The organism is Pseudomonas sp. AMR01, assembly GCF_041946035.1.
Taxonomy (GTDB): Bacteria; Pseudomonadota; Gammaproteobacteria; order Pseudomonadales; family Pseudomonadaceae; genus Aquipseudomonas; species Aquipseudomonas antarctica_B.
In genome coordinates this window covers 1-22,390 of the sequence record NZ_JAUTYR010000033.1, presented here as the reverse complement: position 1 = coordinate 22,390, position 22,390 = coordinate 1, and the positions used below count along the sequence as shown (strand labels likewise).

Here is a 22,390-nt window from a genome sequence, read left to right as displayed (position 1 = left end):
TCGCTTTACTCTTCCTGCGGATGCGGGAAGGGTTGCGGCAGTGCATTACCCTGTTCATCCCATGTTGCTCCGGGCACCTCAAAGTCATTTCCCGTGCGTTGGAAATAGGTTCTGAGGTAAGCCAGGCTTTGGGCCGACAACGGGTTGGCGCTCAGGTCGGAGTCCTCGTTGAGGCTCGGAGTCATCTCCAGCAAGTCCGCCGGAATTTCCGTTATCTGGTTGCTGCTCAGGTCCAGCACTTGCAATTCAGAGAGCTGGAATACGCCGGGCGGCACGCGAGTGATCTGGGTGTTGCGCAAGTGCAGCGCTATCAACGATTGAATGCCGCTGACATCGGGCGCCAGGGTCAACGGGTTGTTACTCAGGTCAAGAAATTCCATCGCGCTCAAATCGTTTACCGAACGTGCCGCGTCCTCCGTCAATGTGATCTCGCAGTAATTCAACTCCACGCTGCACAGCCTGGGCATGCTGAACAGTGAACGGGGTAGCGCGCGCAACGAGCAGCGCTGCACGTTGAGTGTTTGCAGGTTGGGAAAGCACTGAAGCGTGCCATCGACTGCGGTCGTGGTGCCATTGCCGAGAAATTCAAACCGCGAAATGTGCTCTATGCGCGCGCTCAGCTGTGGCAGTGCACCCATGATCGGCGTGTCGATACTCAGGCTGTGAGTCAGTTCATCGTCGAGGCTTTCTTCGTCTTCCGCAGTTTCACGGCGCCATGCCTGTTCCAGCAGCGTCTTGAAGTCACGTCGGTGCAGTTGCTCCTGAGCGCGCGTGTGTTCATCCAGTGGCAGGTCCAGAAGCGGATGGCGCTCGGGCACATCCAAAATCCATTGGTCAAGGTCAATGCCCAGCTGTTGGTACTCTGCTTCAAGGCGTGTCACGTGCCCGGCGACATCGCTCATGTCGCCAGGCAGCCTGAAGATAAAACGGTCGGCTTCGTTTTCCAGCAGGAACGGATAAAGCGCCTCGACGCGTTCGCGTTCTGCAGCGGGCGTTTGGGCATTGAAAAACTCACCTGTGCGTTGGCAGTACGCCTTGATCTGGTTCAGGCTGCGGCTTGAAAGCGGGTTGGCGTATAGGTCAAGCCGGTGAGTCAGGGTGGCGGGCAATGTAAAGATCGCATCGGGCAGTTCCTGGATCGCGTTGCGACTGAGGTTTATCGACATAGACCGGTTCTGGGTCAGCAAGCCTGCTGGCGCTTGCGTCAAGCCGGTGTGCTGCAGGGAGACCTCTTGCAGGTTCACCAGTTGGCGAAAATCCACCGCGCGGCCGAGGGGGTTTTCGCCGAGGTCCAGGTGTTGCAGGCGGGTCATGCCTTGCAGCGCTGTTTGACTGGCGTCGGTCAGGGTGATCCCACAGCGCGGCAGGGACAAGTGGGTCAGCGTAGGAGCGTCGAATACCTTGGCCGGAATATCGCCCAGCCGCGCGTCCTGGATGTTGAGAATGTCCAGCGCCGCAAAGCTCTGGATGAACGTGTTGACCTGCATGGGGCCGCCGTTGCCTTCCAGGCTCAGGTAACCAATATGCTTGAACTGTGCGCTCAGCGTTGGCAGGTCGCCGGCCATTGCGCGGGGAATCATCAGCGAGTGGATAAACTGAGTGCCCTGAGGCGTTTCCCGCCGCCAGCTGCGTTCCAGCAATTGATGCAGCGCCTGTCGCCTGGCCTGCTCCAGGTCCGCCAACCCGGTTTCGGTCGACCAGGCGCTCAATTGCGTTTGCAGGGTGCCCAGTTCTTGCGCCAATCGCGCCAGCTCACGCCTGCCAGCCTCGATATCCCCAGGCAGGCTGAAGATGAATTTATTCACGCTGTCGTTGTTCATTGATGGGAACAGCAAGCGTGTATCGCGCTGGTCTACAGGCGCTGCGTCAGCCTCCCAATAGGTGCTGTGCTGTTGGTAGTAGGCCTTGATGCGCTCCAGCGTCGGTTGCGCAAGCGGGTTACCGGAAAAGTCAAAACGCTGGCTGCTGGAAGGCGACAGTTCAAACAGCGCCGGGGGCAGTTCGCGCAGGCGGTTGCCACTCAAAAAGGCCGTGCGCAGTCTGGGCAAATTCAGCAACCCTGCGGGCAGTTGGTCAATGCCGGTCCGGGACAGGTCGAGGGCTTCCAAGTCGCTCATCGATTGCACGTCGGGCAACTGCCCCAACGGGTTTTGATGCAGGTTCAGGTTCTCCAGACGGCTCATTGCCGCCAGGCGGGCTGCGCCTTGGGGAGTGAGCACCACGTTGCAGTTGTCCAGGCTGAGGTTGCGCAGTGCGGGCATCGCGCTGATCGAAGCGGGCAATTCGCCCAGCGGCGTTTCCCTGATTTCCAGGTGCCGCAAGCGCGGGAAATGTTCAATAAAACGTGCTGTCCCAGAGGTGCTTTCAGCGCCGAGCAGGGACAGGAAGGACACATGCGCAAATTCGGTGGCCAGCGGCGGCAGGTCACCCATGATCGGCCACCTCAGTTGCAGCGTGAAGCCGTCGCGCGTGTGGTCGCCGTAGTGGTTGTCAGCGTCGGTCTCTCGGCGCCAGCATTGCTGGATTTGCTCGACAATCAGGCGCCGGTTGCGCAGCTCGTACCGACGTTGACGTGCGGCCAGTTCAGTGCCGAAGGTGGGATGATGGGTGGGGATGTCGTTTTGCCAGGTGGCCAGCGTCGACTGCAGTTGCAGATGTATGGTTTCCAGTGCAGCAACCGCCACATCGGCGCTGCCCGGTGCCATGGCGTCTATCATTTGCTGTGCCTGCTGCTCGTCCAGGATGGGAAACAGTGCGCGTATACGTTGCCCCAGGCTCAGCGGTTGGGCCGCAGTGGGAGGCTCGCCGGCATAGCCGACGGTGTTGCCCAGCAGGCGCAGGGTTTCAACGCGCACCGACTCGGGCGCAGGCGCGTCGAGCAGCACGCGCAGGGTCTCGCGCGCCAGCGGGCGGTCGGCCAGACGGCGTCTGAGTTCAGGCCCTGCATGGATATCGATGCCCAGTGCATTGCGCTGGGCATCCGGCAGGGCGTGCAAGATGGCGGCATACAGGTCGATTTCGCCGCATAACGCGGCGCCGCCTTCGTACGCTACATAGCGGCCAGAGCCCAGGCGCACCAGCGTGCGGCGAATGGCGGCGTCAGCCGGGCCGACGGCGTTCCACAGTGCGCCATCGACGCTGCGATGCCGGGCTTCAAGCTGGACCTGGTCGGACCATCCGGGTTGCAGGATCAGCGAACTCAGTGCCAACCGGTCGGTGTCCAGCGTCTGTGGTGAACTCAGGTGCTGGCCTTCGTAGGCACGGCTCAGCTGTACTTCCTCCAGTGCTGCCCGCGCCAGCTCCGCCAGGCGCGGAGGCGTGCTGTGTTGATCCAAAACGTCCAGTTCTGCGCCGCTGGCCTGTTCCGAAAGCCGTTGGGCAACACTGACCGGCAGGCCTGGCGCGGTCTGCAGGAGTTGACGGGTATCCGCCGTCGAGGCAAGCGTCAGCGGCGCGTACCGTGAGTCAAACAGGCCGGCACGTTGACGTTCGACGCTTTGCGCGAGCTTTTCGCGCAGGTGGCGAGTGCGCACGTCCAGGCTCAATTGCGGGTCGCCGATGCGCTCATCAAATTGGATGCGCAGTTCATCCTCGGTCAGGGATTGGAGCACCGTCTTGAGCAGTTCGCCGTTGCTCAACTGGGCCTCATGAATCTGCACCACGGGTTTGGTCGGGTCGCCGAAGGTCCAGGTGACCTCACCCTGTTTATTCAAAAAGCGCAGTGATTTGCCCGCCGGCCAATTGCCGTAAGTGGTCAGCAACTGCAGTTGGTCCTGAGGATCGATGCTTTGGTACAGCGCCGGGTCGTCGCTGCGCAGGTTATCGATCAGCCGCTGTAGGTCGCGGTCGATGCGCAGGCGCGCCAGGGTGTCGTCGAGCAGCGGCGGGATCGGTTGGCTGTCGACGTGCATTTTGCGCAGGGCGTTTTCCTGCACGCCGCTGATGTTCAGGGCCAGTTCGCGATCCGCCTCATTCAAGCCCTGAGCCTTGTGCCCCAGGCGTTGCAGCAGGGTAGGGCGATCCCATTGCAACGGGCGCTCCAGTTCGGTGTGCCAGGCGCCGCTGCCGTTATGGCGCACCGTGGGTGTGTAAGCGTCGGCGCGTGTAGGGTGCTTGATCCGGTAATGGGCGCTGTTGTCGATTTTTTCCACGGCGTACAGCGTGCCTTCCAGCGGCAGTATCGACTCGCCTCGCACGGTGTGCAGGCCGTGTTCGCTGATGCCCATGCGAGGCGGCAAAGTGAGTGGTTGCTCGTAGGGTGTGAGGTCGGGTTTCCAATAACGGTTATTGCCGTTGGCCAGGGTCACCGGTTTGAAGCGGTCGAAAAACGCCACCACATCGCTTGGCAATGCCTTGCGAAGTTCGGCCACGCCAATGGTGCTGCCGGCGCCAAACGCGCCCAGTTCCACCAGTGACTGGAGAACGCCCATCAAATGCGCAAAGGCTTCACGGGTTTCGCCTTCGGCCCAGTCGATGATGCCCTCGAACACGTCGTCGAGCAGTTGATAGGCCATGTAGCCCAGCATCAATTCGCCCAGCCCTGGAATAAAGGGCGCGACGATCTGCACGGCGGCGTTGAGAATCGACGACGCAACGTTGACGAACGAGTCCCACAGCGCCCAGCGGGCGTTGCGGTCGACATCGGCAGTTGCCACTGCCTGAGTGCGTGCGTCGTTGAGCACCTGGTTGAGCTTTTGCTGATAGAGGTGTTGCCACACATCGCCCTGAATCACGCTGGCAGCAAACTGCAGTTTCGGGTCGTCGGTCGGCTCTTTGCGCCACGGCGCCTGCCCGCTGCCGTGCACGGGCGGGTGCCAGGTGATTCTTGCCAGGCGCTGGCTCAGGTTGGCGAAAAACTGCCCGCGGTGTTCGTGGGCAACGAAGCGGCTGAAAAACACTTGGTAGTCGTCGTCGCGCAGTTGTTGGGTCAGTGCCTGTTTAAACGCCAGTGGCGACGCATATTCCTTGAGCGGATGCGCCGGGTCATCGGGCACGTAGGCCACCAGGCGTTGCACTGAGCGCGTGTTTTCCAGGTCGGGGGCCAGCAGCAGGATGCCGCTGAGGGGCGCGTCCATCATCTTCAAGTCGTGGCAGCGCAGGGGCAGGTTCGCCCGTTCCAGGTCGCGGCGTCCTTCCAGTAAGCCTTCGATCTGTCGGGCGTAATCGTCGCCGATATCGCCGCGCAAACGCGCCAGTTGCAAGGCTGCGCGCAGGGCGGCTTTGCCACTGGCATCTACTTTGCGCCTCAGCACGGCGGCGCTCACCGGTTCAGTCATGCCCAACTGCTCGTTCAGATAGCGCTGGTAGCGCGCCCCGATATCCAGCTCGCGACACAGGGTGGTGAAGGCGTTGACGGTGATTGTTTGCCCGATGGTCGGCAGTGTCTCGAACTGGCCGCTGGGCGAGGGGCGCGTGATGAAGGTCGAGCCCGCTTCAAAGGCGCCCTCCAGGGTTTCGGCGTGTTCGAAGTTGTGCAGGGCGGCGTCCAGCAGTGACACGGTCCAGGTACGCGCTGCGCCGGAGGGGATCGAAAACCACGGCACATTCAGCGCAATGTAGAGGCGCAGGTGCACGGCTTCGCTGTCCAGGCTCAGGCCATAGCGTGTCAGCAAGGCGTTTTCGAGTACCTCGCGGGCAAATGCCTGGGGGTTTTTGATGTGTTTGAGGGCGTTATCCACGGCATTTTGCGCGGTCCAGTGGTCGGCGTTCAGGCCCTTGAGTGCGGTGCTGGCCTCAACCGGCTGCAGTTTGGCGCTGGAAAAGGCTTGGCGCTTGGCGTTCGACGCCTTGCCCAGCCAGGCGGGAATCGCGTTATTGAGGTGGTGATAATGGCTGTCGGGCCGGCGGTGACGGTGACGGGCGGAGGGCTTACTCATGCTGAATCTCTGATGGGCAGGAAAGCGCATCAGTAGATCAGTGTGTTTCAGGCGGTCTGCTCTAGATAGTTAGTTTAAACTGCGCCATTGCGACGCTATTTGTCGCATTGGCGTAAACCCGCTGAAAACAGGGGTTTGCGCTATAAGAAGTTGTCGCTTGGCGGCAAGGCCGCGCCGAAAACTGTCCTTACAATCCCAGCATCGCCCGCCATGTCCAGGCAGGCGTTCCTCTTCAGGAGACTCCGATGTCCGTTGAGCAAGCCCCGGTGCAACGTGCCGATTTCGACCAAGTCATGGTGCCTAACTACGCACCTGCCGCATTCATTCCTGTGCGTGGCGAAGGTTCGCGCGTATGGGACCAGGCGGGTCGCGAGCTGATCGACTTCGCAGGCGGCATCGCGGTCAACGTATTGGGCCACGCCCACCCGGCGCTGGTCGGCGCGCTGACCGAACAGGCCAACAAGCTGTGGCATGTCTCCAACGTCTTCACCAATGAGCCGGCCCTGCGCCTGGCTCACAAACTGATCGACGCCACCTTTGCCGAGCGTGTGTTCTTCTGCAACTCCGGCGCCGAAGCCAACGAGGCCGCCTTCAAGCTGGCCCGTCGAGTCGCGTTCGACCGTTTCGGCACCGAGAAATACGAAATCATTGCCGCGCTGAACAGCTTCCACGGCCGTACCCTGTTTACCGTTAACGTCGGTGGCCAGTCGAAGTACTCCGATGGTTTCGGCCCTAAAATCACCGGCATTACCCATGTGCCTTACAACGACCTGGACGCGCTGAAAGCCGCCGTGTCGGACAAGACCTGCGCCGTGGTGCTCGAACCGATTCAGGGCGAAGGCGGCGTGTTGCCGGCTGAGCTGGCTTACCTGCAAGGCGCCCGCGAACTGTGCGATGCGAACAACGCATTGCTGGTTTTCGACGAAGTGCAAACCGGCATGGGCCGCAGCGGCCACTTGTTCGCTTATCAGCATTACGGCGTGGTGCCGGACATCCTCACCAGCGCCAAGAGCCTGGGCGGCGGTTTCCCGATTGCGGCGATGCTCACCACCGAAGCGCTGGCCAAGCACTTGGTCGTCGGCACCCACGGCACCACCTACGGCGGTAACCCGCTGGCGTGCGCGGTGGCTGAGGCCGTTATTGATGTGATCAACACCCCAGAAGTGCTGGCCGGTGTAAACGCCAAACACGACCTGTTCAAGGCGCGCCTGCAACAGATCGGCGAGAAGTACGGCATCTTCAGCGAAGTGCGCGGCCTGGGCTTGCTGATCGGTTGCGTGCTGAGCGATGCCTTCAAAGGCAAGGCCAAGGACGTGTTCAACGCGGCCGAGAAAGAAAACCTGATGGTCCTGCAAGCAGGCCCCGACGTGGTGCGTTTCGCCCCGAGCCTGGTGGTGGAAGAGGCGGATATTCAGGAAGGTCTGGACCGTTTGGAACGTGCTGTGAAAACGCTGACCCAAGCCTGATACAAATCTGTCTGCCGGACCGGATCAAATGTGGGAGGGGGCTTGCCCCCGATAGCGGTGGATCAGTCACCTGATTTATCAACTGACAGACTGCTATCGGGGGCAAGCCCCCTCCCACATTTTGACCTGTGTTGAATCATGAGATGTCCGGCATTTTTTCCTATGAAGTTTTCGAGTTAAGGAGTGACACCATGCTGGTGATGCGCCCCGCGCAAATGGCTGATCTGGGCGAGGTACAGCGTCTGGCTGCGGACAGCCCGATTGGTGTCACCTCCTTGCCGGATGATGTGGAACGCCTCAGCGACAAGATCGCCGCCAGCGAGGCGTCCTTCGCGGCAGAGGTCAGTTTCAACGGTGAAGAAAGCTACTTCTTCGTGCTCGAAGACACCGAGACCGGCAAGCTTGCGGGCTGCTCGGCCATCGTCGCCTCGGCCGGTTACTCGGAGCCGTTCTACAGTTTTCGTAACGAGACCTTCGTGCACGCTTCCCGCGAGCTGAAGATCCACAACAAGATCCACGTGCTTTCCCAGTGCCACGACCTCACCGGCAACAGCCTGCTCACCAGTTTCTACGTGGTGCCTGAGCTGGTCGGTTCGCCGTGGTCGGAACTCAACTCCCGTGGCCGCTTGCTGTTCGTCGCCAGCCACCCCGAGCGTTTTGCCGACTCGGTGGTTACCGAAATTGTCGGCTACAGCGACGAGAACGGTGATTCGCCGTTCTGGGACGCCATCGGTCGCAACTTCTTCGACCTCAACTACGCCGCCGCCGAGCGCCTGTGCGGGCTGAAAAGCCGTACGTTCCTCGCCGAGCTGATGCCGCATTACCCGATCTACGTGCCGCTGCTGCCGGACGAAGCCCAGGAAGCGATGGGCCAGGTGCACCCGCGCGCGCAGGTCACCTTCGACATCCTGATGCGCGAAGGCTTCGAGACCGACCACTACATCGACATCTTCGACGGCGGCCCGACGCTGCACGCAAGGGTCTCCGGCATTCGCTCGATTGCCCAGAGCCGCGTGGTGCCGGTGAAAATCGGCGAGATGCTCAAGGGTGTCGGCCGCCAATACCTGGTGAGCAACGCGCAGTTGCAGGATTACCGCGCGGTGATGCTCGACCTGGACTACGCGCCGGGCAAACCAGTGACCCTGGACCTGGAAACGGCCGAAGCACTGGGTGTTGGCGAAGGCGCGAGTGTGCGTCTGGTTGCGGTTTAAACACTGCGGTTAAAAGAGAGTTTCGCGGGTGGCTGGCAACAGCGGCCCGTCTGAGGAGATAGCATGATCGTTCGTCCCGTACGCAGCAGCGATTTACCGGCCCTGATTGATCTGGCGCGCAGCACCGGCACCGGCCTCACCACCTTGCCGGCCAACGAAGAGCGCCTGACCCACCGGGTTGGCTGGGCGGAAAAAACCTTTCGCGGCGACGCCGGGCGGGGCGATGCCGACTACCTGTTTGTGCTGGAAAACGACGAAGGCCAGGTGGTGGGCATTTCCGCCATCGCTGGCGCCGTTGGCCTGCGCGAGCCCTGGTACAACTTCCGGGTGGGCCTGACCGTCAGCGCCTCCCAGGAATTGAATATCTACCGCGAGATTCCGACGCTGTTTTTGGCCAACGACCTCACCGGCAATTCTGAATTGTGCTCGTTGTTCCTGCACGCCGATTACCGCACGGGCCTCAACGGCCGCATGCTGGCCAAGGCGCGCATGCTGTTTATCGCGGAATTCCCGCAGTTGTTCGGCAACAAGATCATTGCCGAGATGCGCGGCGTGTCCAACGACGCCGGCCGCTCGCCATTCTGGGAAAGCCTGGGTCGACACTTCTTCAAAATGGAATTCAGCCAGGCGGATTACCTCACCGGCGTGGGTAACAAGGCGTTTATCGCCGAGCTGATGCCGAAGTTTCCGCTGTACAGCTGCTTCCTCTCTGAAGACGCGCGCAACGTGATCGGCAAAGTCCACCCGGACACCGAGCCTGCGTTGAGCATGCTCAAGAGCGAAGGGTTCAGCTACCAGGGTTACGTCGACATTTTCGACGCTGGCCCGGCGGTGGAGTGTGAAACCTCCAAGATCCGCGCCGTGCGTGACAGCCAGTCGCTGGTGTTGGCCATCGGCACGCCGGGGGACGACGCCACGCCGTTCCTGATCCATAACCGCAAGCGTGAGGAATGCCGCATTACCGCCGCGCCAGCCCGCCTGGCGGCAGGCACGCTGGTGGTCGACCCACAAACCGCCAAACGCTTGCAACTGGTGGTGGGTGATCAAGTGCGTGCTGTTCCGTTGTCCGCTGCTCGGGAGTCGAAATAATGAATTCGCTGTATATCGCAGGCAGCTGGCTGGCTGGCCAGGGTGAACTGTTTGAATCGCGCAACCCGGTGACCCAGCAGGTGCTGTGGGCCGGCAATGGCGCGAGCGCAGAACAAGTTGAGTCCGCCGTGCAGGCGGCGCGCCAAGCGTTCCCCGCATGGGCCAGCCGTTCGCTGGAAGACCGCATCGGCGTGCTGGAAACCTTCGCCGCCACCCTGAAACGCCGCGCCGATGAAATCGCCCGCTGCATCGGTGAGGAAACCGGCAAGCCGCTGTGGGAATCGGCGACTGAAGTCACCAGCATGGCCAACAAGATTGCCATCTCGGTACAGAGCTACCGCGAGCGCACCGGCGAAAAGAGCGGCCCCTTGGGCGACGCCACCGCCGTATTGCGCCACAAACCTCACGGTGTGGTGGCGGTGTTCGGGCCGTATAACTTCCCCGGCCACTTGCCGAACGGGCACATCGTACCGGCCTTGCTGGCGGGTAATACCGTGCTGTTCAAACCGAGCGAGCTGACCCCCAAAGTCGCCGAGTTGACCGTGCAGTGCTGGATCGAAGCGGGCTTGCCGGCGGGCGTGTTGAACCTGCTGCAAGGCGCGCGGGAAACCGGGATTGCGCTGGCGGCCAACCCGGGTATCGACGGGTTGTTCTTTACCGGTTCCAGCCGCACCGGCAACCATCTGCACCAGCAGTTCTCCGGGCGCCCGGACAAGATCCTCGCGCTGGAAATGGGTGGCAATAACCCGTTAGTGGTGGACGAAGTCGCCGATGTGGACGCGGCGGTCTACACGATTATTCAGTCGGCGTTCATCTCCGCCGGCCAGCGTTGCACCTGTGCGCGCCGCCTGCTGGTGCCGGAAGGCGTGTGGGGCGATGCGTTGCTGGCGCGTCTGGTGGAGGTCAGCGCGAGCATTGAAGTTGGCGCGTTTGACAGGCAACCTGCGCCGTTCATGGGTTCGTTGATCTCCCTCGGCGCAGCCAAAGCCTTGATGGACGCTCAGGAACTGATGTTGGCGAATGGCGGCGTGGCGCTGCTGGAAATGACTCAGCCGCAGGATCAGGCCGCTTTGCTGACTCCGGGCATCATCGACGTGACCGGCGTGACCGAGCGCGAAGACGAAGAACTGTTTGGCCCGCTGCTGCAGGTGATCCGCTACGCTGATTTTGAAGCGGCGATTGTCGAGGCCAACAACACTCAATATGGTTTGGCCGCGGGCTTGTTGTCTGACTCCGAAGCGCGTTATCAGCAGTTCTGGCTGCAAAGCCGTGCCGGGATCGTCAACTGGAACAAACAGCTGACCGGCGCCGCCAGCACCGCGCCATTTGGCGGGGTAGGCGCGTCGGGCAACCACCGCGCCAGTGCGTATTACGCGGCGGATTATTGCGCGTACCCGGTGGCCTCGCTTGAGACCCCGAGTCTGGTGCTGCCAGCAACGCTGACGCCCGGTGTAACGCTGATCTAACGGTGGGAGCGGGCCCCTGTGGGAGCGGGCTTGCTCGCGAAGGCGGTGGTTCAGTCGCCGGATGTATTGACTGACACACCGTCTTCGCGAGCAAGCCCGCTCCCACACAAGCCCGCTCCCACGGTTGATTTGCGGTGTATTCAAGTAATTTGAAGCCTATAAAAACAGATGTTCGTGGAGCCTCGCCGATGAAATCCTGTGAAGTCAATTTTGACGGTCTAGTGGGGCCGACCCATAACTACGGCGGTTTGTCCTACGGCAACGTCGCGTCCCAGAGCAACAGCCAGCAGTCTTCGAACCCGAAGGAAGCGGCGTTGCAGGGACTGCAAAAAATGAAAGCCCTGATGGACATGGGCTTCAAGCAAGGGGTGCTGGCGCCTCAGGAACGTCCTGACGTGGCCGCCTTGCGCAACCTCGGTTTCAGTGGCACTGACGCTCAAGTGATCCAGCAAGCCGCCAAGCACGCCATGCCGTTGCTGGTGGCGAGTTGCTCGGCCTCGAGCATGTGGGTGGCCAACGCGGCCACGGTCAGCCCGAGCGCCGACACCGCGGATGGCCGCGTGCATTTCACCGCCGCCAACCTCAACTGCAAATACCACCGCAGCATTGAGCACCCCACCACCAGCCGCGTGCTGGGGGCGATGTTTGCCGACGGGAAACACTTCGCCCACCACGCCGCCTTGCCGGCGGTGGCGCAATTTGGCGACGAAGGCGCCGCCAACCACACGCGTTTTTGCCGTGAGTACGACGAGGCGGGCGTAGAGTTTTTCGTGTTCGGCCGCAGTGCGTTCGACACCCGTTACCCGGCGCCGCAAAAGTACCCGGCGCGCCAGACGCTTGAAGCGTCCCAGGCGGTCGCGCGCCTGCACGGCTTGAAGGAAGACGGCGTGGTCTATGGCCAGCAGAACCCGGCGGTGATCGATGCCGGCGTGTTCCACAACGACGTGATCGCGGTGGGCAACGGCGAGATGCTGTTCTATCACGAGGATGCGTTCCTCAATACCGATCAAATGCTCGCCGAGCTGCAAGGCAAGCTGGGCAAGTTGGGCGGTAATTTCCAGTCGGTGTGCGTGCCCCGTGCCCAGGTCAGCGTTGAAGACGCCGTGCGTTCCTACCTGTTCAACAGCCAGTTGCTCAGCCGCCCCGACGGCTCGATGCTGCTGATCGTGCCGGAAGAATGCCGCGCCAACGAACGCGTCTGGCAGTACCTGCAAAGCCTGACGGCGTCCGGTGGGCTGATCCGCGAGGTGAAGGTCTTCGACCTCAAGCAAAGCATGCAGAACGGCGGTGGCCCGGCATGCCTGCGTTTGCGCGTGGCGCTGAACGAAACGGAACTGGCGGCGGTGAACCCAGGCGTTATCATGACCGCGCCGTTGTACGAAACGCTGACCCAATGGGTCGACAAGCACTACCGCGACAGCCTGCGCGAAAGCGACCTGGCGGACCCGCAATTGCTGCTTGAGTGCCGGACGGCACTGGATGAACTGACGCAAATCCTTAAACTGGGCTCGGTATATCCTTTCCAGATCAATTAACGCCACCTCCTTTTACGCCCTATGTTGAGAGTTTTTTTATGACCACCGACACCTTGAAACTGATCCTTGAAGACACCGACGGCACCCAGCTCGAAACCTCTTGCACCCGCGTTGCGGTGGTGTGGCAGGGCAAGGAAATCTGGATCCAGCACGACGGCCGTGGCCAATTGCTGATCGGTGTGGATGTGGAAGAAGGCGACGCCGAATACGCCAACCTGCTGATGCGCCCATTGGCCACCAACCTGATGAGCCTGCAACTGGAAATGGAACCGGCTGAGGTTGAAGGTGATGACGACGACCACGTCCACGGCCCAGGCTGCAACCACTAAGGAAGCCGCTTATGCTCGCCCTCGGCAAACTGCTTGAACTGACCCTCGCCGGTCGCGAACCGGCGCAAAAAATTCAACTGACTGTCGACGGCGTGCAGATGCGCTGGCTCAGCGAGGGCGCACTTGAAGTGCGCCCGCCGCAGGCCCGGGACAACGGCAGCGACGTGTTGCTGTCGTCCGGCATTCATGGCAACGAAACGGCGCCGATCGAACTGCTCGACCGCCTGTTGCATGGCATTGCCCGTGGGGAGATCAAACCCCGCAACCGTATTCTGTTCCTGTTCGGCAACCCCGAGGCCATGCGCCGCGGCGAGCGTTACCTGGAACTGGACGTCAACCGGCTGTTCAACGGCCGTCATGAAAAAAACATCGGCCCCGAAGCCATGCGCGCCGCCGAGCTTGAGCAACTGGCCCGCAGCTTTTTCAGTTTGCCTGGCCGTTCGCGCCTGCATTACGACCTGCACACCGCTATTCGTGGCTCGAAGATCGAGCAATTCGCCCTGTACCCGTGGAAAGACGGGCGCCAGCATTCCCTTCGAGAGCTGGCGCGCCTGCGCGCCGCCGGCATGGAAGCGGTGCTGTTGCAGAACAAGACCTCGATCACCTTCACCGCGTTTACCTACGAGCAACTTGACGCCGAGGCGTTCACCCTGGAGTTGGGCAAGGCGCGACCATTCGGGCAGAACGAGGGCGTAGACGTGTCACGCCTGGAGGCTCGCTTGAAGCACATCATTGAAGGCACTGAGCCTGAGACCGATAGCCTCGACGGCCTGCAGCTGTTTGCCGTGTCGCGCGAAGTCATCAAGCACAGTGACGCCTTCCTGATGCACCTGCCGGCCGACGTGGAAAACTTCTCGCCGCTCGCCAAGGGCTATCTGCTGGCCGAAGACGTCGCCAAGACCCGCTGGGTGATCGAGGAGGAGGGCGCGCGCATCATCTTCCCCAACCCGAAAGTGAAGAACGGCTTGCGCGCCGGGATCCTCATTGTGCCGACCACCGAGCAGGGCTTGGCTTAGTCTTTGCGGTATTGCAGGCGCGGCGGTAACCCCAGTTCTTTGCGCAAGCCGTTTTCACTGAACGCTGGCGGGTTGGTGTTTGTCGGCGGGGTGCCGGGGTCTCTGTCGAAGTCGAACGGCTGCGCAGTGGTCGGCAAGCCTACGGCCTGAAGTTCGCTGTTGGGGACCAGGTCGCGCGGTTTGGTGCCGTCGATTCCATCCAGGCTTCCCCCCCGCAATACCGTGCCGCTGATGTTGTTGTAGGCGTGGCACAGTTCGTGGAACAGGTTGATGATGCTGGGCGTTCCGGGAACGATATCGGTGGTGTTGTACCAGATGCTTCCGCCATAGGACGGGCGCCCTGGCTGATTATTGTCGATAAACGGCCATGTCGCGCTTGCAGGGTCCGGCGCGAAAAGCCCGTTGGGTTCTGGGTAAAACTCATGGATGGTGATGGGGCGGCCACTCGCCAACGTGGCGCGTTCCAGTTCCGCCAACAACCGTTGACCGGTCGGTGAACCAAGCAACAGACGCAGGTCGTCGTTGACCCGTGCAATGAATGGCGCACTGCCCTGAATGGTTATGCCGCTGTGAGCCAGTGGCTTGGGTTCGAGGTGGATGGCATGGGAAGCCAACTGCCCTTGCGGGAGGTCGGGGAGGGTGTCCGGGTGCATCATCAGGGCGCAGTTAACGGTCAGGTTGCTCTTGAAGTTGAAGTAGGTCACGTCGTCGGCTTTGAGCTGGGTGACCTCGTTGAGCCCGTCGCCGGTGTAGATCACATTGCTCGCCGGGCCGGCCTTGATCCGGTCGTTACCGGGGCCGCCGCTGAGGATATTCGGCCCACGGCCACCGAGAATATGGTCGTCGCCCTCACCACCGTCGATAAAGCAGCTGCCATCACCGCCGCTGATGTCGTCGCTGCCGGGGCCGCCGTACACCGTCATGTGAGTGCCTTGATAGCCGTGCACTTCGTCGTTGCCGTCGCCAGCCTCGACGTGACACTTGCCGTTGAGGACCGCGATGAAATCATCACCGGGGCCTGTGTACACGCTGGCGATTCTGGCGGCGGTGAACACGCGGTCGTCGCCTTCGCCGGTGTAGATGAAGACGGGAACAATCACGTTGTCCTCGATGTGAATCCGGTCGTTGCCGCCCTGTGTGTCCAGTACCAGCGTTTGTGACTGCCAGTTGAGCGTGATTTCGTAGCGTGACTGGTTGATCTGCACAGACAGCGTCGACAGCGGCCCGGCGGGAGGTGCAGCGGCGAAGACGTTGACGTTGTCGGGCACGTTAAAGGTGGTGAGGCACAGTTGATCAACGTGTTGCTCCTTGAACAGTCTGCGCTCGATACGCACATTTTCATTTTCAAGGATTTCATGTACCTCGATAAACCCCGGGCCGCCCGGGCGATTATGGGTGGGCTCGCGCCTGGGGTTGGCGGTGCGTGTGTTGGCGTCGATGACGTAGACGCCGTCGGCGTTTGGGGGGGTTAACATGTCGCGTGTCCTTTGGTTAAGTAGGCAGGCGGTACTTAACGGCAAGGGCGCGCTGTTGAGGCGGTAACTATGCAAGCGCCCACAAAAACGCCCCGACAAGCGAGCTTGTCGGGGCTTTTTTTGTAACGGGCTGAGCGTGGGTCAGACCGCCAGTTTTTGCTCGCTGCGACGGATCGCGCGGACTTTGTGCAGGGTGTCGGCGCAGGTGCGTGCCGCTTCCTGGCCCTTGTGCACGAAGTGTTCGTAGAAGAACGTGGTGTGCTCGCTGCCAGCGTGGAAGTGGTGCGGGGTCAGGGACACCGAGAACACCGGCACTTCGGTTTCGAGCTGAACCTGCATCAGGCCGCTGACCACCGATTGGGCGACGAACTCGTGACGGTAGATGCCGCCGTCCACTACCAGGGCTGCGGCAACGATACCGGCATATCGGCCGGTCTTGGCGAGCAGTTTGGCGTGCAGGGGCAGTTCAAAGGCGCCGCCGACTTCGAAGAAATCGATGTCCGATTCCTGGTAGCCCTGGGCGATCATTTCGGCGAGGAAACCTTTACGGGCTTGGTCTACGATTTCCTTGTGCCAGCAGGCCTGGATAAACGCGACGCGCTCGCCGTGATGGTTTTTGCTTTTGCTGTCGATTGAGATGGGTTGCATGTTCTGACTCCTGTTTAAGAAAAAAACAGGGCGTTATGAATCGAATGGGATTTAAGGGTACGGACAGCTACGCCATGCAAGCATGAACGCGGCGCTCGGCCCTTAGGTGCCAATCCCGTTCTCTCTTCATCCGGACTATGACCGTCGGCCCCGGGATCACACCGGGTCTGCTGACCTTGTCGCCGTCCTGCGTGAGCAGTTCGAGGCGCCAAGCGCTCGCGGGCTATGCACATTGCGCGCAATTACCGCCGGTGGGGAATTACACCCCGCCCTGAGAACGTTGCCACCAGAACCCTGGCGGCGGTGAGTTTTTAACATGGATTTTCAAAAACTGCACGGGCGCCGTATCGATAAGCTATATCGGTTTGTTTGGTTGGTATTCGATTGAAGGTACAGCGGGGCTTGATATTGCGTGGCTTTGCCCGCAGTAATCACTCATATAAGAAACGACTTAACCCTCCAGAGGCTTGTTTCATGTCTGTGATCGACCTGCGCAGCGACACCGTGACCCAACCCACCCCCGGCATGCGGGACGCGATGGCCAACGCCGCCAGCGGCGACGACGTGTATGGCGAAGACCCCAGCGTCAACCACCTGGAGGCCGAAATGGCCAAGCGCCTGGGGTTTGCGGCGGCACTCTTCGTGCCCACCGGCACCATGAGCAACCTGCTGGCGTTGATGGCTCACTGTGAGCGCGGCGAGGAATATATCGTTGGTCAGCAAGCCCACACCTACAAATACGAAGGTGGCGGGGCGGCGGTACTCGGTTCGATCCAGCCTCAGCCGCTGGACGTGCAGGCGGACGGCTCCCTCGACCTGGATCAGGTACTGGCGGCGATCAAACCCGATGATTTCCACTTCGCCCGCACCCGTCTGCTGGCGCTGGAAAACACCATGCAGGGCAAGGTATTGCCGCTGGAGTACCTGGCCAAAGCCCGGGCATTCACCCATGAACACGGCCTGGCCCTGCACCTGGACGGCGCGCGAATCTACAATGCGGCGGTCAAGCTGGGCGTGGATGCGCGTGAGATTGCCGGTTATTTCGACTCGGTGTCGGTGTGTTTGTCCAAAGGCCTCGGCGCGCCGATTGGCTCGGTGTTGTGCGGTTCCGCGGCGCTGATCGCCAAGGCGCGGCGCCTGCGCAAGATGGTCGGCGGCGGCATGCGCCAGGCCGGCTCCCTGGCTGCGGCGGGGTTGTACGCGCTGGATCATCAGGTGCAGCGCCTGGCCGATGACCACGCCAACGCGCAGTGGCTGGGGGATGAACTGCGTAAGGCCGGTTACGAGGTCGAGCCGGTGCAGACCAATATGGTTTACGTGCACCTGGGGGATCGCGCGCAGGCCTTGAAGGCGTTCGCCGCTGAACGCGCGATAACGTTGAGCGCCGCGCCGCGCCTGCGCATGGTCACGCATATGGACGTGAGCCGGGCGCAGATCGAGCGCGTGCTGGAGACATTTGTCGAGTTTTCCCGAAAATGACACTGCAGACCGTCTAATTGACTGTCTCTATCGCATAAACACGCTGTACCACCGGCAAAGGGCCGATATAATGCGGCCCTTTGCCGTCGCTCCGTCTGATGATGTTGCGCACTGGCCTTTGGCCGCAGCCTCCGTGGAAGAACCTAATGAAAAGCGCAGAAATCCGTGAAGCCTTCCTTCGCTTCTTCGAAGAACAAGGCCACACCCGTGTAGCCTCCAGCTCCTTGATCCCAGGCAATGACCCAACCCTGCTGTTCACCAACGCGGGGATGAACCAGTTCAAGGACTGCTTCCTGGGCCAGGAAAAGCGCGCCTACACCCGCGCTACCAGCAGCCAGAAGTGCGTACGCGCCGGCGGCAAGAACAGTGACCTGGAAAACGTGGGTTACACCGCGCGCCACCACACGTTCTTCGAAATGCTCGGTAACTTCAGCTTCGGTGACTATTTCAAGAAAGATGCGATTACCTTTGCCTGGACCTTCCTGACCGGCGTGTTGAAGCTGCCGAAGGAAAAACTCTGGGTCACCGTCTACGCCACCGACGACGAAGCGTATGACATCTGGACCCAGCAAATCGGTGTGCCGGCCGAGCGCATGATCCGCATCGGCGACAACAAGGGCGCGCCTTACGCCTCCGATAACTTCTGGACCATGGGCGATACCGGCCCGTGTGGCCCCTGCACCGAGATCTTCTACGATCACGGCGCCGACATCTGGGGCGGCCCGCCGGGCTCGCCGGAAGAAGACGGCGACCGTTACATCGAGATCTGGAACAACGTGTTCATGCAGTTCAACCGCACCGCCGATGGCGTGTTGCACCCGCTGCCGGCGCCGTCGGTGGACACCGGCATGGGCCTGGAGCGGATCAGTGCGGTGATGCAGCACGTTCACTCCAACTACGAAATCGACCTGTTCACCAACCTGCTGAGCGCTTCGGCTGCGGCGATTGGCTGCGCCAACGAAGGCCAGTCTTCGCTCAAGGTGGTGTCGGACCACATTCGTTCCTGCGGCTTCCTGATCGCCGACGGCGTGTTGCCGTCGAACGAAGGCCGTGGTTATGTGCTGCGCCGTATCATCCGTCGCGCCTGCCGTCACGGTAACAAGCTGGGCGCCACCGGCAGCTTCTTCTACAAAATCGTAGCCGCACTGGTGGCCGAGATGGGCGAAGCCTTCCCGGAACTCAAGCAGCAGCAAGCCAACATCGAGCGCGTGCTCAAGGCTGAAGAAGAGCAGTTCTCCAAGACCCTGGAACACGGCCTGAAGATCCTCGAACAGGACCTGGCTGAGCTCAAAGGCACCGTGGTGCCGGGCGACGTGGTGTTCAAACTGTACGACACCTACGGTTTCCCGATGGACCTGACTGCCGACATCGCCCGTGAGCGCGAGCTGACCGTCGATGAAGCCGGTTTTGAGCGTGAGATGGAAGCCCAGCGCGTGCGTGCCCGTTCGGCCAGCTCCTTTGGCCTGGACTACAACACCCTGGTCAAGGTTGATGTGCCGACCGAGTTCGTCGGCTACAAGGCGACCGTTGGCTCGGCCAAAATCGTGGCCATTTACAAAGATGGCAAATCCGTCGATGCGTTGAGCGAAGGCGACGAGGCCGTTGTGGTCCTGGACCAGACGCCGTTCTACGCCGAGTCCGGTGGCCAGATTGGCGACTGTGGTTTCCTCAGCTCGACCTCCGGGCGTTTTGAAGTGCGTGACACCACCAAGACCGGCGGTGCGTTCCTGCACCACGGCGTGCTGGTGCTGGGCAACCTGACGGTCGGCGCACCGGTAGACACTCAAGTGGATGCCGACGTACGGCATGCAACTGCTTTGAACCACTCGGCCACTCACCTGCTGCACGCCGCGTTGCGTCAAGTATTGGGTGAACATGTGCAGCAGAAAGGTTCATTGGTTAACAGTCAGCGCCTGCGCTTCGACTTCAGCCACTTTGAAGCGATCAAGCCTGAGCAATTGAAGGCTCTGGAAGACATCGTCAACGCCGAGATTCGCAAGAACACCCCGGTGGAAACTGAAGAAACCGACATCGAGACCGCCAGGAATAAAGGCGCCATGGCGCTGTTTGGTGAGAAGTACGGCGACCAAGTGCGCGTACTGAGCATGGGCGGCAGCTTCTCGGTGGAGCTGTGTGGCGGTATCCACGCCAACCGCACCGGCGACATCGGCCTGCTGAAAATCATCAGCGAAGGCGGTGTGGCGTCCGGTGTACGGCGTATTGAAGCGGTGACCGGCGCTGCGGCCCTGGCCTACCTCAATGCGGCTGAAGAACAACTCAAGGAAGCGGCGGGCCTGGTCAAGGGCAGCCGTGACAACCTGATCGACAAGCTGTCCGCCGTTCTGGAGCGCAACCGTGCGCTGGAGAAACAGCTGGAGCAGCTGCAGGCCAAGGCAGCCAGTGCGGCGGGCGACGATCTGTCGGCCGGCGCGCTGGACGTCAAGGGTGTGAAAGTCCTGGCGGTGCGCCTGGACGGTCAGGACGGCAAGGCATTGTTGGCCTTGGTCGATCAGTTGAAGAACAAACTCGGCCGCGCAGTGATCCTGCTCGGCGGTGTCCATGAGGAAAAGGTCGTTCTGGTTGCCGGTGTAACCAAGGACCTGACTGGCCAACTCAAGGCCGGTGATTTGATGAAGCAAGCCGCCGCGGCAGTGGGCGGGAAGGGCGGTGGTCGTCCGGACATGGCGCAAGGCGGTGGTGTAGACGCTGGCGCCCTGGACGCGGCACTGGCCCTGACCGTGCCGTTTGTCGAGGCAGGCATTTAAGGCGCTGTTACTGAGCCCATGGTCTAGTCATGGGCTCGCTCGGTTGCTTGAATTCGTTTATTGGGCGCCCCTTTACGGGCTGAGGCGGCTTAGAAATGGCTTTGATCGTACAGAAATTTGGAGGCACCTCGGTCGGCTCTGTTGAAAGAATCGAGCAGGTCGCTGACAAGGTTAAGAAATTCCGCGATGCCGGCGACGACCTGGTGGTGGTGCTGTCGGCCATGAGCGGCGAGACCAATCGCCTGATCGATCTGGCCAAGGCAATCAGCGGCGATCAACAACCGCTGCCGCGTGAGCTGGATGTGATCATCTCCACGGGCGAGCAGGTGACGATCGCCTTGCTGGCCATGGCGCTGAACAAACGTGGTGTGCCAGCGGTGTCCTACACTGGCAGTCAGGTGCGCATCCTCACCGACAGCGCGCACACCAAGGCGCGCATCCTGCAAATTGATGATCAGAAAATTCGTACTGATCTCAAAGCCGGGCGCGTGGTAGTTGTAGCAGGGTTCCAGGGTGTGGACGAACACGGCAACATCACCACACTGGGGCGCGGCGGTTCGGACACGACCGGCGTGGCACTGGCTGCAGCTTTAAAGGCCGATGAATGCCAGATCTACACCGATGTGGACGGTGTTTACACCACTGATCCGCGCGTTGTTTCCGTGGCTCAGCGCTTGGAGAAGATCACCTTTGAAGAGATGCTGGAAATGGCCAGCCTCGGTTCGAAGGTGTTGCAGATTCGCGCGGTGGAGTTTGCCGGCAAGTACAACGTTCCGCTGCGCGTATTGCACAGCTTCAAAGAGGGTCCGGGCACCCTTATTACTATTGATGAAGAGGAATCCATGGAACAGCCGATCATTTCCGGCATCGCTTTCAACCGCGATGAAGCCAAGCTGACGATCCGTGGCGTGCCGGATACTCCGGGCGTGGCGTTCAAGATTCTCGGTCCTATCAGTAGCGCCAATATTGAAGTCGATATGATCGTGCAGAACGTTTCGCACGATAACACCACCGATTTCACCTTCACCGTGCACCGCAACGAGTACGATGCGGCGGAGAAGATTCTGCAGAACACTGCGAGCGAGATTGGCGCCCGTGAAGTGGTCGGCGATACCAAGATTGCCAAGGTGTCGATCGTGGGTGTGGGCATGCGTTCCCATGCCGGCGTTGCCAGCCGCATGTTTGAAGCCCTGGCCAGGGAAAGCATCAACATCCAGATGATCTCCACCTCGGAAATCAAAGTCTCGGTGGTGATCGGAGAGAAGTACCTGGAGCTGGCTGTGCGTGCACTGCACACCGCTTTTGAGCTGGACGCACCGGCCCGACAGGGCGAGTGATGCAATGCCAGGAAGGCGCGGTTTACCGCGCCTTTCATTTTTTTGTGGGGCGCATGTTGTTTTGCGTGGGCTCGACAATACTTAGGCAGTAGGACTATGGCTTTTGGTCGTAGGCCGAAGGCCTTTTTTTGCAGACTGTGGTTCCTGAACTGTATTGCGTGAGGTGAAAGGTATGCTGATTCTGACTCGTCGTTGCGCAGAAAGCCTGATTATCGGTGATGGCGAAATCACCGTGACCGTGCTCGGCGTCAAAGGCAATCAAGTGCGTATCGGGGTTAACGCTCCGAAAGAGGTAGCGGTCCACCGCGAGGAAATTTACCTGCGGATCAAGAAAGAGAAGGACGAAGAACCAAGCCTTTAATTTTTATCGTTTTTTATGTTTGCAAACGGGGATGAACGTGGTTAATATACGCCCCGTGTTGCGGAGAGCTGGCCGAGTGGCCGAAGGCGCTCCCCTGCTAAGGGAGTACACCTCAAAAGGGTGTCGGGGGTTCGAATCCCCCGTTCTCCGCCATTATTTGCTTAGTACGTTGCAATCTGGTTTTTTCGGTAAGTTGTTGAAATTACTCGAAAAAATAGCTTTACATAGAGATTGAACGGCCTATAATGCGCGGCAACAAATGCACTCGTAGCTCAGCTGGATAGAGTACTCGGCTACGAACCGAGCGGTCACAGGTTCGAATCCTGTCGAGTGCACC

Annotated in this window: 14 protein-coding genes, 2 tRNA genes and 1 riboswitch; of the genes, 13 read left to right on the top strand and 3 right to left on the bottom strand. The window is 60.7% G+C overall.

The window, feature by feature from the left end:
- Positions 1–5: 5 nt before the first annotated feature.
- Complete coding sequence (locus tag Q7C20_RS21815; protein WP_375070125.1) at positions 6–5,876, bottom strand: dermonecrotic toxin domain-containing protein; 5,871 nt, start codon at positions 5,874–5,876, stop codon at positions 6–8.
- Positions 5,877–6,121: 245 nt separating this feature from the next.
- Between Q7C20_RS21815 and Q7C20_RS21810 the strand changes: the two genes are divergently transcribed.
- From Q7C20_RS21810 to astE, 7 genes are all read left to right on the top strand, one after another.
- Positions 6,122–7,342 carry an aspartate aminotransferase family protein gene (locus tag Q7C20_RS21810; RefSeq protein WP_375070123.1) on the top strand — a complete coding sequence of 407 codons (1,221 nt, stop codon included), beginning with the start codon at positions 6,122–6,124 and terminating at the stop codon, positions 7,340–7,342.
- Between the two features lie 191 nt (positions 7,343–7,533).
- A complete protein-coding gene (gene aruF, locus Q7C20_RS21805) occupies positions 7,534–8,553 on the top strand; it encodes an arginine/ornithine succinyltransferase subunit alpha (RefSeq protein WP_375070121.1) in 1,020 nt (339 codons plus the stop codon).
- A gap of 63 nt (positions 8,554–8,616) precedes the next feature.
- On the top strand, positions 8,617–9,642 hold the full coding sequence (astA, locus tag Q7C20_RS21800; protein ID WP_348061863.1) for an arginine N-succinyltransferase: 1,026 nt from the start codon (positions 8,617–8,619) through the stop codon (positions 9,640–9,642).
- The gene (gene astD / locus Q7C20_RS21795; protein WP_375070165.1) at positions 9,639–11,108 is read left to right on the top strand and encodes a succinylglutamate-semialdehyde dehydrogenase; all 1,470 of its coding nucleotides are present in this window, start codon (positions 9,639–9,641) and stop codon (positions 11,106–11,108) included. Before astA ends, astD begins: the two co-directional genes overlap by 4 nt.
- A 188-nt stretch (positions 11,109–11,296) precedes the next feature.
- Positions 11,297–12,643: an N-succinylarginine dihydrolase gene (gene astB / locus Q7C20_RS21790; protein ID WP_375070119.1), complete on the top strand. Its 1,347-nt coding sequence runs from the start codon at positions 11,297–11,299 to the stop codon at positions 12,641–12,643.
- A gap of 38 nt (positions 12,644–12,681) precedes the next feature.
- Positions 12,682–12,972, top strand: coding sequence for a topoisomerase II (locus Q7C20_RS21785; RefSeq protein ID WP_071493983.1), 291 nt, complete (start codon positions 12,682–12,684; stop codon positions 12,970–12,972).
- Between the two features lie 11 nt (positions 12,973–12,983).
- On the top strand, positions 12,984–13,988 hold the full coding sequence (gene astE / locus Q7C20_RS21780) for a succinylglutamate desuccinylase (RefSeq protein WP_375070117.1): 1,005 nt from the start codon (positions 12,984–12,986) through the stop codon (positions 13,986–13,988).
- On the opposite strand, the gene Q7C20_RS21775 is transcribed toward astE, so the two are convergent.
- A complete protein-coding gene (locus Q7C20_RS21775) occupies positions 13,985–15,463 on the bottom strand; it encodes a M91 family zinc metallopeptidase (protein ID WP_375070115.1) in 1,479 nt (492 codons plus the stop codon). The two genes, astE and Q7C20_RS21775, sit on opposite strands and share 4 nt — an antisense overlap.
- A gap of 141 nt (positions 15,464–15,604) precedes the next feature.
- Positions 15,605–16,111: a 6,7-dimethyl-8-ribityllumazine synthase gene (locus Q7C20_RS21770; protein WP_375070113.1), complete on the bottom strand. Its 507-nt coding sequence runs from the start codon at positions 16,109–16,111 to the stop codon at positions 15,605–15,607.
- Positions 16,112–16,224: 113 nt separating this feature from the next.
- Positions 16,225–16,394: riboswitch (FMN riboswitch) on the bottom strand.
- A 191-nt stretch (positions 16,395–16,585) separates the two neighbouring features.
- Here Q7C20_RS21770 and ltaE point away from each other — a divergent pair.
- The 6 genes from ltaE to Q7C20_RS21740 all read left to right on the top strand — a co-directional run bounded on the left by ltaE (position 16,586) and on the right by Q7C20_RS21740 (position 22,388).
- A complete protein-coding gene (ltaE, locus tag Q7C20_RS21765; protein WP_375070111.1) occupies positions 16,586–17,590 on the top strand; it encodes a low-specificity L-threonine aldolase in 1,005 nt (334 codons plus the stop codon).
- Positions 17,591–17,736: 146 nt separating this feature from the next.
- Positions 17,737–20,355: an alanine--tRNA ligase gene (alaS, locus tag Q7C20_RS21760; RefSeq protein ID WP_375070109.1), complete on the top strand. Its 2,619-nt coding sequence runs from the start codon at positions 17,737–17,739 to the stop codon at positions 20,353–20,355.
- Positions 20,356–20,450: 95 nt separating this feature from the next.
- The gene (locus Q7C20_RS21755; RefSeq protein WP_375070107.1) at positions 20,451–21,692 is read left to right on the top strand and encodes an aspartate kinase; all 1,242 of its coding nucleotides are present in this window, start codon (positions 20,451–20,453) and stop codon (positions 21,690–21,692) included.
- 172 nt (positions 21,693–21,864) lie between these two features.
- Positions 21,865–22,053, top strand: coding sequence for a carbon storage regulator CsrA (gene csrA / locus Q7C20_RS21750; RefSeq protein WP_003175645.1), 189 nt, complete (start codon positions 21,865–21,867; stop codon positions 22,051–22,053).
- A 62-nt stretch (positions 22,054–22,115) separates the two neighbouring features.
- Positions 22,116–22,206, top strand: a tRNA-Ser gene (locus tag Q7C20_RS21745).
- 108 nt (positions 22,207–22,314) lie between these two features.
- Positions 22,315–22,388, top strand: a tRNA-Arg gene (locus Q7C20_RS21740).
- The last annotated feature ends 2 nt before the right edge of the window (positions 22,389–22,390 follow it).

Coding starts and splice junctions, on each gene's coding strand:
- Q7C20_RS21815 (WP_375070125.1), bottom strand. CDS start 5,876: ATGAGTAAGCCCTCCGCCCGTCACCGTCACCGCCGGCCCGACAGCCAT.
- Q7C20_RS21810 (WP_375070123.1), top strand. CDS start 6,122: ATGTCCGTTGAGCAAGCCCCGGTGCAACGTGCCGATTTCGACCAAGTC.
- aruF (WP_375070121.1), top strand. CDS start 7,534: ATGCTGGTGATGCGCCCCGCGCAAATGGCTGATCTGGGCGAGGTACAG.
- astA (WP_348061863.1), top strand. CDS start 8,617: ATGATCGTTCGTCCCGTACGCAGCAGCGATTTACCGGCCCTGATTGAT.
- astB (WP_375070119.1), top strand. CDS start 11,297: ATGAAATCCTGTGAAGTCAATTTTGACGGTCTAGTGGGGCCGACCCAT.
- Q7C20_RS21785 (WP_071493983.1), top strand. CDS start 12,682: ATGACCACCGACACCTTGAAACTGATCCTTGAAGACACCGACGGCACC.
- astE (WP_375070117.1), top strand. CDS start 12,984: ATGCTCGCCCTCGGCAAACTGCTTGAACTGACCCTCGCCGGTCGCGAA.
- Q7C20_RS21775 (WP_375070115.1), bottom strand. CDS start 15,463: ATGTTAACCCCCCCAAACGCCGACGGCGTCTACGTCATCGACGCCAAC.
- Q7C20_RS21770 (WP_375070113.1), bottom strand. CDS start 16,111: ATGCAACCCATCTCAATCGACAGCAAAAGCAAAAACCATCACGGCGAG.
- ltaE (WP_375070111.1), top strand. CDS start 16,586: ATGTCTGTGATCGACCTGCGCAGCGACACCGTGACCCAACCCACCCCC.
- alaS (WP_375070109.1), top strand. CDS start 17,737: ATGAAAAGCGCAGAAATCCGTGAAGCCTTCCTTCGCTTCTTCGAAGAA.
- Q7C20_RS21755 (WP_375070107.1), top strand. CDS start 20,451: ATGGCTTTGATCGTACAGAAATTTGGAGGCACCTCGGTCGGCTCTGTT.
- csrA (WP_003175645.1), top strand. CDS start 21,865: ATGCTGATTCTGACTCGTCGTTGCGCAGAAAGCCTGATTATCGGTGAT.